The sequence below is a fragment of the Kineosporia rhizophila genome (assembly GCF_021277265.1).
GTDB lineage: Bacteria > Actinomycetota > Actinomycetes > Actinomycetales > Kineosporiaceae > Kineosporia > Kineosporia rhizophila.
In genome coordinates this window covers 44,774-57,617 of record NZ_JAJSOH010000015.1, presented here as the reverse complement: position 1 = coordinate 57,617, position 12,844 = coordinate 44,774, and the positions used below count along the sequence as shown (strand labels likewise).

The 12,844-nt window shown below is 69.1% G+C and carries 8 protein-coding genes; 2 read left to right on the top strand and 6 right to left on the bottom strand.

What is annotated here, in order from left to right:
* Positions 1-8: 8 nt before the first annotated feature.
* On the bottom strand, positions 9-728 hold the full coding sequence (locus LWF15_RS20840; RefSeq protein WP_232812552.1) for an Atu4866 domain-containing protein: 720 nt from the start codon (positions 726-728) through the stop codon (positions 9-11).
* A 245-nt stretch (positions 729-973) separates the two neighbouring features.
* Between LWF15_RS20840 and LWF15_RS20835 the strand changes: the two genes are divergently transcribed.
* Positions 974-2,584 carry an SMI1/KNR4 family protein gene (locus LWF15_RS20835; RefSeq protein WP_232812551.1) on the top strand — a complete coding sequence of 537 codons (1,611 nt, stop codon included), beginning with the start codon at positions 974-976 and terminating at the stop codon, positions 2,582-2,584.
* Here the strand turns inward: LWF15_RS20835 and LWF15_RS20830 are convergent.
* Together LWF15_RS20830 and LWF15_RS20825 are read right to left on the bottom strand one after the other, a co-directional pair.
* Positions 2,541-3,944 carry an FAD-binding oxidoreductase gene (locus LWF15_RS20830; RefSeq protein WP_232812550.1) on the bottom strand — a complete coding sequence of 468 codons (1,404 nt, stop codon included), beginning with the start codon at positions 3,942-3,944 and terminating at the stop codon, positions 2,541-2,543. The two genes, LWF15_RS20835 and LWF15_RS20830, sit on opposite strands and share 44 nt — an antisense overlap.
* Before the next feature lie 18 nt (positions 3,945-3,962).
* Positions 3,963-4,397, bottom strand: coding sequence for a nitroreductase/quinone reductase family protein (locus LWF15_RS20825; protein WP_232812549.1), 435 nt, complete (start codon positions 4,395-4,397; stop codon positions 3,963-3,965).
* A 173-nt stretch (positions 4,398-4,570) separates the two neighbouring features.
* Between LWF15_RS20825 and LWF15_RS20820 the strand changes: the two genes are divergently transcribed.
* Positions 4,571-7,843 carry a BTAD domain-containing putative transcriptional regulator gene (locus LWF15_RS20820; protein ID WP_232812548.1) on the top strand — a complete coding sequence of 1,091 codons (3,273 nt, stop codon included), beginning with the start codon at positions 4,571-4,573 and terminating at the stop codon, positions 7,841-7,843.
* Positions 7,844-7,886: 43 nt separating this feature from the next.
* On the opposite strand, the gene LWF15_RS20815 is transcribed toward LWF15_RS20820, so the two are convergent.
* The 3 genes from LWF15_RS20815 to LWF15_RS20805 all read right to left on the bottom strand — a co-directional run bounded on the left by LWF15_RS20815 (position 7,887) and on the right by LWF15_RS20805 (position 12,826).
* Positions 7,887-9,431 carry a ricin-type beta-trefoil lectin domain protein gene (locus LWF15_RS20815; protein ID WP_232812547.1) on the bottom strand — a complete coding sequence of 515 codons (1,545 nt, stop codon included), beginning with the start codon at positions 9,429-9,431 and terminating at the stop codon, positions 7,887-7,889.
* A gap of 75 nt (positions 9,432-9,506) precedes the next feature.
* Positions 9,507-11,315, bottom strand: coding sequence for a glycoside hydrolase family 26 protein (locus tag LWF15_RS37710; protein ID WP_232812546.1), 1,809 nt, complete (start codon positions 11,313-11,315; stop codon positions 9,507-9,509).
* A 374-nt stretch (positions 11,316-11,689) separates the two neighbouring features.
* On the bottom strand, positions 11,690-12,826 hold the full coding sequence (locus LWF15_RS20805; protein WP_232812545.1) for a hypothetical protein: 1,137 nt from the start codon (positions 12,824-12,826) through the stop codon (positions 11,690-11,692).
* Between the last annotated feature and the right edge of the window lie 18 nt (positions 12,827-12,844).

The following is a 12,844-nucleotide window of genomic DNA, read 5'->3' as shown; positions in this document are numbered from 1 at the left end:
GGTGCGGATCAGCCTCGGGTCAGGCGGTAGCCGGCGTGGTGAAGCACACCGTCGCGGAACTCTCCGAAAGCCCAGAAGCCCAGATCGTCCAGGTACTCGATCCGGTCGCCCTGGATCCAGTAACACCCCTGATAGGCGTGCGGCCGGCCACCGCGGGTCTCGTCGTACCGGCCGTCGGACAGCAGCTCCTGGTGCAGGAAGCCGGTGTCGTCGATCCACATGCCGGCGTAGGCGTGGTCCTGATCCGACTTCACCGTCGAGCCGGTGGGCTCGACGGCCGGAAGATCGACCGGGCGTCCGTTCCACACCTGCACCTGCCCCTGCGCGAGGACGATGTCCAGGTGGCTGGGGCGATTGACCACGGGACCCGTGGGCGTCGCGTCGCTGTCGGCGATCCGCATCACCACGATGTCGGCCGGGTTGCCACAGGTCAGGGTGCCCGCACCGGTGCCTGCCGGGGCGGTGAAGTCGGTCTGCGCAGGCATCACTACGCATCCTGCGCAGTCGATGACCAGCATGTTGTCGTCGGCGGCGGCTGACAGCAGCCCTGGCCCGACCCCGACGATCAGGGAACCGCCCAGCAGGACGTCCGCCTGCTCCCAGTCCCCCATCAGCGGGTTCCTGGTCAGAACGGTCCCGCCGCTGAGCAGCAACGGCTGCGACTCGGAACCGGTGGCCTTGAGCACAGCCTGGAGAACTTCGGCGCTTCGCGACTTCTCCACGGACATGAACTTCTCCTGTCTTCCGAAACTGTTACTCCTCAGGCGCTCTCGTGGTCGAGGAGTTCGGCGTAAACAGATCTTGACCGAGTTCGGCAGGCCCCGGCCAGGTCGTCGCTCTCCCTGGGAGCGCCGCACCCAGGGACAAGATCAGGCCGGAACCAGGGCGGGCTGAACCCGATCGGCGACGAGCCCGTGGTGTGGATGTGAACGTCCAGGATGTACACGGTCCGGCCGGGGGTCCGGTTCCGGGCATGACCGCCCGGTGGCGGGTGCTGTTCCGACCGGTAGGTACCGAACTGTGGCGGGAGGGCAGGCTCCTGCGCATCGGTGTCGGACCCGCCATCCCGTGGCCGATGCAGCGGATCGAATGGCTGAACCGCGACGGGTACAGCTGTGTGGTCGACTTCAGCAGCGACGGCATGACCTTCTCGGGAGTACGCACAACGCCCGACGGTCAGAACGAGGAGCTGCAAGGCCTGGTCCACGGCCCACCGCCGGTACCGGAGTCAGTGCGCGCCGCCTGGCCGGCCTGGCGAAGACGCCCCGCCACCGACGGATGGACGTTCACGATCCAGACGGCCGACCACCTCTGGCGCGCCACCAGCGACTGGCAGATCCTCCTTGACGACGGCATCGCCGCCCCGGCCTGGATCGGCTGGGAGGACGCCTCCGGCAGCAGCGGCGAATGGGACCTGGCCGAACCGACCCCCCGCGAGCATCCCGTCACCATCGCCCGTGTGGAGGCCGACGCCGAACACGTCGCGGCCGGGGAGGTTGCCGCCAACCTTCTGGAACCGGGCCCGTCCAAGTGGTTCGCGGACCAGCCCACCGGTGACCTCGTCCTGCTCCTGGGCGGCGCCGACACGGTGACCTCGTACGAGCTCGTGAGCGGCGACGATGCGCCCGACCGGGACCCCGGCGAGTGGCAACTGCTGACGCTCGAGGGCTCCGGATGGAGTGTCCCGTTCCGTCCGGAGCAGTGGCGACTCGTCGACAGCCGGTCAGGTGAGCACTTCGACGGCCGGAACACCGCTCGCCACTTCGTGGTGGCCCAGCCCGGCGAGGCCGGCCGGGTCTACCGGCTGCGGATCACCGGCAACGCCGGTTCCGGGCACCTGCAACTCAGCGGGTTGCGACTGTTCGGTCTCGACGCACCACATCCGGACACGGTGAACGGATTTCGCGAGCCTGCTGGTGGGCCCCGGCTGTTCATGCGCGGATACGCCGCCACTCAGCCGGCCCGTCACCTGGTCCCGACCGATCCTGCCGGGGGCCGGTGGGAACTGGAGCGAGCGGAGTGGGAGAGCCCGGACCCGGCCGCCCCGGTGGGCCCAGTGACGATGGACGAATGGGCAGTTCTTCTCGACCGGTTCAGCCGGCTGGGGCCGGTCGAGCTCGGCCCTCCTGCCACTGAGGAGCAAATCCTGACGCTGGAAGAAAGACTGGGTACACAGCTTCCCCCCAGCTACCGCAATTTCCTGAAGGTCAGCAACGGCATCGCTCAGGGAGGCACCTTCTGCCCGCCGGTCCTCCCGTTCGGGAGCGTAGGCTGGTTCCGCGACATTCACCAGGACATTCACATCGACAACATCAACGTGAGCACCGACCTCGACGACTGGACACGGGTCTTCGGCCGGAGCCTGGCCGTCACCCCCCGCGATGACGGCTGGTACTGGTTCCTCGACCCCTTCACTGTCGATGAGCGCGGCGAATGGCGAGCTTTCCGGTGGCGCGACGGCGACGCCCTCCCTCCTGAAGCCGTCGCCGACTTCGAAGTTCTGCTCGCCATCTGTCAAGCACTCGCAGACGCCCGGTCCGCTACCGCTGGAGGGTGTCCGTCGCCGGCCGGACGTTGTGGTTGACGCGGAACCGGTTGGCCGGGTCGTGACGGGCCTTGACCGCCGCGAGCTCGTGGTACAGCTCGTGCCCGTAGACCTCGCGCACCTGCTGCCCCGTCTGCGCCTCGTCCGGCGAGAGGAAGTTGGGCAGGGAGCGGTCGTGCCTCCACGGCCCGACCGCGACGATGAGGTCGTCGAGCGCAGCCTGCAACATCGAAGCCTGCTCGGGGCCGCCCACTCCGAAGGCGAACAGCTGGAAGGGAAGCCCTCGGGTCGAGACGGCGTCTGCTGCTGCCGGGGCCTGATCCAGCTTGCCACCCAGCGCGCGGATCTCGGCGTGGACCAACGGTGACTGTGAGTCCGGGCCGAGCACTGCCACCAGGGCGTCGACGGTCTCGGCGGTGATGCGGCTCAGGCCGGTGCTGCGGTCGAAATACGGGATGGCCTGGGGTGGGTCGGCGTGAATGGTGCCGGCCAGCATATACGGCATCTCCTGCAGTGTGTCCAGAACGATCGGGGCCGCAGCGCGCAGCGGAGCAAGGATCTTCTCGGCAGCTTCGGTCTCGCCGAGCGACGAGAATCGCACGTGGGTCACGAACTTCCCCTGAAGCACGGGCGGCAGCGCCGGGTCGGCCGGGAGGCGCTGGATCGCGATCGACGACGACATCTCCTGCGGCAGATCGGTGACCCAGCGGCTCCAGGCCCCGAGCACCTCACGCAGGGCCTCGCCCGGGAAGTAGAGACCGCCACCGTAGAAGCTGGACAGCGGAACCAGATTCGTCTCCACGGCGCAGACCACGCCGAAGTTGCCCTTGCCCCCTCGCAGGGCGAAGAACAGGTCTGGATGCCGGTCGCGCGTGACCATCCGGAAAGTGCCGTCGGCCAGAACCACTTCCAGATGGGTGACGTGATCGGAGGCGTAGCCGTGGCTGCGGCCCAGGACCGGGCTCTGACCGCCGCCCAGGAGGTAGCCGATCGCACCGACGGTGGGGCTGGAGCCGGAGACCGGGGCCAGACCGTGCCCAGCAGCCGCCCGGATGACGTCGTCCCAGGTGGCGGCGCCTTCGATCCGGGCGGTGCGCCGGGCCGGGTCGATGTGGACGTGGGACATGCGGCCCAGGTCGATCAGCAGGGCCTCGTCGGCAGGGCGGGCCACGCAGTGCCCACCGCCCCGGACCGCGACCGGCAGGTCGTGGATCGCGGCGAAACGCACAGCGGCCGCCACATCCCGCGGGCCGGTGGCCCCGACCGCGATCAGCGGCTGCAGCGGGCTCATCAGATTGTAGGTGCGACAGTCGTTCTCGTAGTCGTCACTCCCGGGAAGAGAGACCGGGCCTTCCACCTCGGCCACGAGGGCGGGCAGATCGGCGAGCGGGGAGGTCATGGGTGGTGCTCCGTTCGGTCAGTCGCGGTCGAGGTGGACGATGGGCATGCGACGCGCGGTCATGGTGCGGTAGCCGGAGAAGGCCGGGTTCTGGGCCACGACCTGAGCCCAGAGCGGTTCGTAGTCCTCGTCTCCGGCGATCTCGGCGTGTGCCGTGAAGGTCTCGTAGGTGTCGCCGTCCCACTGCTCGACGCCGACCCGGGGCTGAGCGACGAGATTGTGGTACCAGGCGGGGTGCTGCTCTCGGCCGGCGGCCGAGCCCACCACCGCCAGGCGTCCTCCCAGGACGAACTTCACCACCGGCCAGGTGCGCTGCTCGCCGCTGCGGGCGCCGGTGGTGGTCAGCAGGAGCAGGGCCGAGCGCGGGAAGACCCCGCTGAGATTCTCCCGGCCCGCCCGGAAGTCGGCGATGACCTGTTGATTGTTCGCCACCTCGGCGGCAAGTCCCGTCATGGTGTTCGTCCTCCGTCCTCGCACACGCGGTGATCGCCTGCCCACCCTGGGTTCTCGGTGGGGCGGTCGGCGATCATCGTCTGCTGCCCGCCTGGTGAGGAACTTGCAGAATGCCGGTGGCCGGCTGGTGGAGAGCGCGCCGGTGCTCAGCCGACCTGTGTTCTGATGTCCGTGTGCCAGATGCGACGCTCTTCCGCCTCCTGGGTCATCTCGAGGTCGTCCGGGACGGCCGGCCTCTCGACCTGGGCGGGCCGAAACAGCGAACCGTGCTGGCCGTGCTTCTGCTGGAGGTGGGGCGGGTCGTCTCGGCAGCTCGCATTGCCGATGCGCTCTGGGGTGAACAGCAGCCGGCGACGGCCACCGCGACCATTCAGGGATACGTCTCCAAGCTGCGCCGAGCGCTGTCCGAGGCTGAGGCTCCTTCCATCGTGCGGCGTGCCCAGGGTTACGTGCTGGAGGTGCCCGACGGTCAGGTGGACGTGGCCGTGTTCGCGGCCCGGGCCCGCGAGGCCCGCACGGCGGTCCAGAGCGGTTCCTGGGACGCCGCGGTCGCCGCGGCTGAGCAGGCGCTGGAGTTGTGGCGAGGTGTCCCGCTGGCCGACTTCGCCGACGAGGAATGGGTCCAGGCGCCGGCCGCCCATCTGGAAGAGCTCCGGGTCGAGTGCACGGAGAATCTGATCAGGGCCCTCCTGGGCGCCGACCGGGTCACCGAGGCCCTGGGCCACGCCGGCGTCCTGGCGCTGTCCGCGCCGTTCAGCGAACGGGCAGCCTGGTTGCGTATTCTGGCCGTCCACCGGGCCGGGCGCCCGGCGCAGGCGCTGGCCGCGTACACCGACTTCACCGAGACCCTGACCGCCGAACTGGGCCTGTCACCCGGCCCGGACCTGACCGAGCTGCATCGGCGCATGCTGCGGCAGGACCCGGGTCTGCTGGTCTGGCCCCGGGAACGGACGGACTGGGCGGATCCAGCGCGTCCCCGGGGTGGCCTCGTCGGACGTGATCACGAGCTGTCGCTCATCGACGAGACGCTGAAAGAGGCTCTGGACGGCCGGACCCGATGGCTGGCCCTGTCCGGGCCCGCGGGAATCGGCAAGAGCAGGCTCGCCGACGAGACGGCCTCGCGGTGGCGGGCCGAGGGCGCACGGACGATCCGGGTCACCTGCCCGGAGGACGACGGGCTGCCACTGTGGTGGCCGATCAGGGAACTGCTGCGGGCGCTGGGAGCGGACGCCGAGGGCGTCCTCACCCCTCCAGCGGGTGCCGAGGCGGATGCCGCCACCTTCGTGGTCGCCGAACAGGTGCAGACCGAACTGGCCAAGGCCACCGCATCCGGGGCACTGCTGATCCTGCTCGACGATGCCCAATGGGCCGACGCAGCCTCGCTGCGCTTCCTCACCAACCTGGCCACGACGTCCATGATCGAAGGGCTTCTCGTGGTCCTGACCGTGCGCGACCGTGAGGTGCCCGCCAGGACGGCACGACTGCTGACGGCCGTAGGGCGGCATCCGGGCGGGCGCCATCTCGCGGTTCCCGCGCTGACCGCACTTGAGGTGGCCGAGCTGGTGGCCGAGGTCAGTGGCCGCCCCCTGGATCCGGGCGAGGCCCGGCAACTGACCGAGCACACCGGCGGAAACCCCTTCTTCGTGCAGGAGTTCGCACGCCTGCCGGCCTCCCAGCGCGGCGCCGGTCAGGTACCGGCCGGTGTCCGCTCGGTCGTCACCCGCAGGCTGAGCTCGCTCCCGCCTGGGGTGCTGGACCTGCTGCGCGCCGGCGCCGTGATCGGCGACCCGATCGGCCTGGACGTCCTGGCCGCCGTGGCCGAGACCGACATCGACGCACTGGCCGACGTCCTCGACGAGCTCGTGGCCGAAGGGCTGATCGTCCAACTGTCCGGCGGTTACGGCTTCGCCCACGGTCTGCTGCGGGACGAGGTCCTGCTCGGCACTCCGCCGGTGCGCCGCCAGCGCCTGCACGCCAGGGTCGCCCGGGCACTCGAGAGCACTCACCCGGTCGACCAGGCCCGCAGGGCCACCCATATGACGGCAGCCCTGCCGTTCCTGGCCCCTGAACAGGTCTACCAAGCCTGTCGCGAGGCTGCCCTGGAGGCCGAGGCGCAGTGGGACTCGGACTCGGCCTCCCGCTGGTGGGACGCCGCCGTGCGGGTGTTCTCCCAGGTGCCGCCGCGGCCCGGTTCCGACACCGAGCGCGACGAACTCCTGGAGGCCCAGGTCAATGCCCTGGGCCGGGCCGGACACGACCAGCGCGCCCTGGACGCGGTCGACGCGGCCCTGCTGATCGCCGGGCGGCAGAACCACGCCCGGTCGGTGGGGCGGCTGGCCAGTGCCCTGCTGCGGACCGCGGGAGGCTGGCCCTGGGTGAGCTACGCCTCCGACCCGGGCCCACTCGTCACCCGGCTGGCGTCGCTGGAACCGCTGACCCGCGCCGATCCGGCGGCCCACGCGAGGGTTCTGGCTGCGCTGGCGGTGGGCAACTGCTACGACCCCGACCACTCCCTGCGCGAGCAGCTGAGCGCCCGGGCGATCTCGGTGGCGGAACAGGGCGGCGACGAGGACGCCCTGGCCGATGCGCTCCTGGCGCGGGCGGTCACCTACTCCGGCGTCATCACCAAGGTCGGGGAGGTGAAGGCCCTGCTGCTACGGCTCATCGGGCTCCCGCACAAGCAGGCTCGCCTGGACAAGGTCCTGGCTCACAACATGCTCTCCTGGGCAGAGATGACCCTGGGGAACATCGCCGCGGCCGAGGAGCACCGGCGCCTGGGCGTGGGCGGCTGCGACCTCCTGCGGCTGCCCGTGGCGCGCGCCCAGCTGCGCTGGGCCGAGGGCGCCCTGGCCCAGTGGCACGGCGACCACGAGCGCGCCGCATCAGTTTTCGAGCACGCCTACGAGCTGCACCGCAGCACCGAGCTCTACAGCAGCGGGGTGTACGACATCGCTATGACGGCCCTGCGCTGGGACCGTGGCACCTTCCGGGACGCATCACACCTGCGTGAACCGGATGCGACCAGCGAACCCTGGGACCGGCTGGGGCGATGCGTAGCCACCGGGCAGGCGGCCGAAGCCGGGCGGCTGATCACCGCGGAACTGAGCTCTGCAGGTCCGGACACCTGGACCACCTACGGCAAGCTGACCATGGTGGCCCATTTCGTCGCCGATCTGGGTGCCCGCGGCCATGCGCCGGCGCTGATTGCGCGGCTGCAGCCGATCGAGCACTGCATCGCCACCATCGGCCACGTCGGCGTGGTCGGGCCGGTGAGTCTTGCTCTGGCCCGGCTGCATCACCTGCTGGGAGACGACGGGAGCGCCCGGAGGCAACTGGCGACAGCGGTTCTCGTGAGCGAGTCGCAGGGCGGTGGCCCTTCGTTGCAGCGCTGCCGGGAGCTGGCCGCGCAGATCGCAGGCCCAGGAACGCCGCTCCCCACCTGCTGATCAGGGTGCATCAGCAGGTGGGGGTCGAAACCGGGCGGGCCTGCTACAGGCGGCGCCAGGTGTGGATGGCCGAGGCCTCGCAGTTGGCCAGCTGCAGCTTGGCCCCGTTGGCCGTGCTGGCACCGGCGATGTCGACGCACTTGCCGGACTGGGGATTGACCAGGTTGCGGTTGGCCGCGAAGACGAACTTCTGGGCCCCGGTACCGTTGCAGTCGGAGATCTGGACGGCAGTACCCACCGCCGTCGCCCCGCCCGCCACGTCCAGGCACTTGTTGTTCGAGGTCTTGAAGACGTTGTTGCTGTAGTTCCAGTTCTGGGCGAGGGTGCCGTTGCAGGTCCACATCTGCACGCGGGCGCCCCGGTCGAACTTGGCGTCCGGTACGTCCACGCACCTGTTGGTCAGGTTGTTGATCAGTCCCTGGCCGTTCTCGGCGGTCGTGGTGAGCTTCAGGTTGAAGGCGAACAGGGCCTCGGTGATCGGCTCGTAGAACTTGACGGACGTACCGTCCTCGCACTTGCCCCAACCGCCGGAGTGCACGCCCTGCGCCTGGTTCCCGCTGAGGTAGGGACCGCCGGAGTCGCCGGGCGAGGCGCAAGCGGTGGTGCGGTACTGCCCGGTGGCGATGACGTTCTCGGCTGACGCAGCGTCGGCGTCCTTGGCATACAGGAGGGTCTCGTCCCGGCCGAGCAGAATGCCGCACCGCCAGCCGGTGGTGATACCGGTGCGGCAGACCGAACTGCCGATCGTGGCCTCCTGCCAGCCGGCCACCTTCACGTCCGGGCCGCCGTAGCTGTTCACCAGCGGTCGCGACGTCCACTGGCTGTTGGTGCGGACGAAGGCGTAGTCGCCCTGGTCGGACTTGGCGGCGAAGGTGCCCTGGTCGATGCCGTTGTAACCCTTTACCGGCGTGCCCAGTTCCCCGCAGTGCCCGGCCGTCACGTACCCGCCCTGCACGGCGAACCCGATCGAGCAGGCTGCCCCAGGCACACCAAGAAGGTCGCCACCGCGGATGTCGTACTCCAGGCGCGGCTGTTCCTTCTGGACCACCACTGTGACCTCACCGGCACCGCTGGTACGGGCGAAGTCTCGGGCAGCGGCCTCGGCGCCGGGGGCCGCACGCACCACGACACGGTTGCCGGGCGTGTCCACGTACCAGCCCCGGATCTCGCCCGGGACCGCCTTGGCGGCATTGCGGTTCAGCGCCGCCAGCGACTCGTTCAGGTCGGCGGTGCTGCGGGTGACGACCTTGGGCTGGGCGCCCTCGGCACGCACCGTGGCCACGTCAGCGGAACTGGTGACCGCGACCGTCATCCGCGACTGACCTTGCGGGATCCAGGCCCCGGCGAAGCTCTCGCCCAGCCGGGCCTGCAGTCGCTGTTCGATCTGCGGAGCATCCGCCTCGGTGTGCAGTCGGTCGGTGACCTCGGCCGGACCCAGGTCGAGATCGCGTTGCATCGCCTTCAGCATGGCGGGGGCGACCTCGGCCGGACCAGGGTCCGAGATGGCGGCTGCCTGGGCCGGCACGGCGCACAGGGAGATGGCAGCGAACACGGCCGCAGCCAGAGCCGGCAGTGAATGTCGACGCACGGAAGTCCTTCCACGGGAAATACCGCCGCCGGTGGCGGCGAGCACCGTTCCTCACGGCCGGACGCTCACCAGGGTTCACCCGCCTTGGCCGAAGAGCTCCCGGAACACGGCTGCGGATTCGGGCATCGAAGTCAGCCGGTGGTTGCCGTTGTCGCCCACGTCGAGCTCGAAGTAGGCCTGATAGGCGACGTTGTTCGCCGGGTCGCTGATGAACTCGTGCATGCTCTCGATGAAGTACGGGTTGTCCAGGCCACCGTGCCCGTCGTTGGCCGTGCGGTCCCACAGACCCCATTCCGGGAGTGACAAGGGCTTACCGCGTCCGGCGGCGAAACCCGACCAGAACTTCAGGCCGAACCTGGAGTTGTAGACGTCGTTCCAAGCCGCTTTCTGACGCTCCAGACGGCAATCGGCCGGGCAGTTGCCCGGGTACGGGTAGGTGTTGTCGGCCCAGGAGATGTCGTAGACATCGACGCCCACGTAGTCGACATAGTTGTCGCCCGGGTAGAAGCGGGTACTGTCGTAGCGGCCACCACCGTTGCTGGGATTCCAGTCGAAGCGCAGGTTCTCACCACCGGGGACCGAGCGCATCGTGGTCACAATATGACGCCAGTAACCGATGAAGTCTTCGCGGTCCTGCGGGTGCCAGCGCCAGTTGCCGAGATTGAACTCCCAGCCGAGCCGCAGGATGGCGTCCTGCTGACTGTGCTCGACCAGGTTCTCCGCCAGCCGACGGTAGTGCTGGTTGTATTTTCCCTGCGCACCTTGGGCGAGGGAGACCCTGAGGTGCTCGGCCTCCGGCAGCATGGCCAGTCCGTAGACGACCCGGTAGTCGTGGTCCTGCCAGGCGCGTAACTGGTCGTACGGATTCGCGATCTCGTCCCAGGTCGAGCGCAGGGAGAAGTCGATGACGTAGTCGATCTCCTGCCCCGACCAGTCGGCGAACTCCTGGACGTCCTCGGGCGAGGTGCTGCGGAAGACGCCGGCTCTCGTGGTGGGTCCCGGGTTCGAGGCTGCCTCGGGGCCGGATGGGGCGACCAGTTCGCGGAACTTCTTCCCAGCATCCGTCAGGACCGACAGTTCGTGGGTGCCGTTCTCGGCCACGTCGAAGTCGAAGTAGATGTGGTAGGCGACGTTGTTCCTGGGGTCTTCGATGAACTTCATCATCTGCTCGACGAAGTAGGGGTTGTCACCACCGCCGTGCCCATCGGGCCGCTGCCAGACCCCCCATTCGGGAAGCGACATGGGCTTACCCATCGAGCGTGCGAAATCGGCGTAGGTTCTCAGCCCGAAAGTGCCGTTGAGCCTGTCGTTCCAGGCGACCTGCCGCCGGGCCTGGACGCAGGTCTGGTCACACCCCGGCGGAAGCGGGTACGCGCCGGCGGCCCAGGAGATGTCGTAGATGTCGACACCGACGTAGTCCACGTAGTCCCCACCCGGAAAGTACTGACGCGGGTCGTAGGTCTCTCCCCCGATGTTGGGATTCCAGTCGAACTGGAGCTTCTCGGCCCCTGGGACCGAGCGCATCGCCTTCACGATGTGCTGCCAGTAGCTGATGAAGTTCTCTCTGGAGTCCGGGTGCCAGCGCGACTCGCGAAGATTGAACTCCCAGCCCAGACGGAGGATGGAGTCACCCTGCCCGTGATCCACGAGATTCTGGGCCAGAGTCCTGAAGTGATGGTCGTACTCACCTCGGGCGCCGGCCGCCATGGTCGCGGACTCGTCCTGGAGCGGGAGCATCGCCACCCCGTAGACCATCCGGTAGCCGGAGTCCTTCCAGATGTCCAGGAGGTAGTTCGGGTACGCGATCTCCTCCCAGGTTCCCCGGGCGGAGAAGTCAGCCGCGTAATCGATTTCTCGTCCGGCCCATTCGCCGAACTTCGCCACCTCGGCGGGTACGCTTCCCTTGAAAACTCCTGTCCGGGCATGGCCTGCGTCCGGCTCACCGCTGGATTCGTCGGAACGCCCTGCAAAAATGAATGTTCCAGCCAGGACGGCAGCCAGAGCGATCAACGACACCACGATGGAACGGTTTGATCGACGGGACTTCTCCGCATCGTCTGACGGTGTCGCTGCCTTGCTCTCCCCGGGCTCCGGTGGGTCGACCCGCACAGGAACGGTGGGTTCGGTCGGTGGATGCACTGACTGCTCGGGCATGTTCTCGGCTTCCTGCTCGACTTTCCTTGCCCTTCAGTCACGTCAGCAGCAGGAGCATGGGTTCACCGAGTGATGTTCCTCCCCTTCCGGGCTTTTCGGCCGCGTCAAGGCCGTGGAGCACCGGTCGAAGGAACCGTCCACACCGCCTTGCCCTCGGCCGGGCGCTGGAGCATGCTCAGCACCCGGTGCAGAGCCACGTCGGAGACGTCCGGCTCAGAGTTCTTCGCCAACTGCAGGTGGTAAAGCAGTTCCGGTTCGGGAGCCAGGCCGTACCGTTCGAGGTAGTAGGTGATCGCGTCCGTCCAGACCCACCGGCCGTCAGTACGGAAGGTCAGCGGCACGACCTCAGGGCGCCGCGGGTCCATGACGTCCGCCATGGTCACCGCCGTGGTCAGCACGGGCAGGCCGCTGCCCAGGTACCGCAGCAGCAGGATCACTTCGTCCAGGTCGTCGATCCGCGGGTGCCCGTCGTCGAAGAGCGGGCCGCGCTCGGCGTCCACCGAGTCGAAGACCCGGGCCATCCGTACCGGGGCGGTGGGCTCGGACGTCCAGATCAGCGCTCCCCTTGCGCAGGCGTTGCTCTGATAGGCCGGCACCGGCGTGGCCTGGCCACACACCTCGACCTGCGGGTCCGGTTCGCCGGCCGCAGACAGGGCGGCCTGCAGTCGGGCCGTGACGGCAGGCAGGTCCCGAGGTGCGCTCTGAGGGCCCGTCTGGACCACGAAGACCAACCGGGGCGCGGGCCAGGGCGAGCCGTCGGCCGGGGCCCGCCAGGCCCGCCACACCGCGACCAGACCTCTCTCGGCCTGGGCAGCGGCGGCTATCGCACGGTCCAGTTCGTCGTGAGCCTGCTGCTCCCGGGCAAGGGTCAGGTCGATGGGCCCCTGAACGCCCCGGGGATCGCGGGGGTCGGTGGAACTGAAGATCCAGGACCGGTGACGGTCGGCCGGTTCCTCGAGTCGCTCCAGCGAGTCGATCAGCTCGGTATCCTGGCCGGCCGCGAGCAGCTGCGCCGCCATCAGCTCAGCGTCCTGGGCCAGGACCGGTACCCGGCCGGTGACGGCGGCGAAACCGATGGCCTGCGCCACGTCCACCAGCCCACCATCGGCCAGCCAGGCGCGGGCTTCGCAGATCAGGTCGTCGGGCAGCGATCCGGCCAGCCGCAGCAGCAGGGCATGCCATTCCCACAGCCCTGTGCGGTCGCCCTCCCTCGTCAGCCATTCCGGTCCAGCGCCGAGCACCCGCCACCTCCACCATGC

What these genes read in the sequence shown, in the direction of transcription:
- LWF15_RS20840 (WP_232812552.1), bottom strand. Translation starts at nt 728, where the DNA reads ATGTCCGTGGAGAAGTCGCGAAGCGCCGAAGTTCTCCAGGCTGTGCTC.
- LWF15_RS20835 (WP_232812551.1), top strand. Translation starts at nt 974, where the DNA reads ATGACCGCCCGGTGGCGGGTGCTGTTCCGACCGGTAGGTACCGAACTG.
- LWF15_RS20830 (WP_232812550.1), bottom strand. Translation starts at nt 3,944, where the DNA reads ATGACCTCCCCGCTCGCCGATCTGCCCGCCCTCGTGGCCGAGGTGGAA.
- LWF15_RS20825 (WP_232812549.1), bottom strand. Translation starts at nt 4,397, where the DNA reads ATGACGGGACTTGCCGCCGAGGTGGCGAACAATCAACAGGTCATCGCC.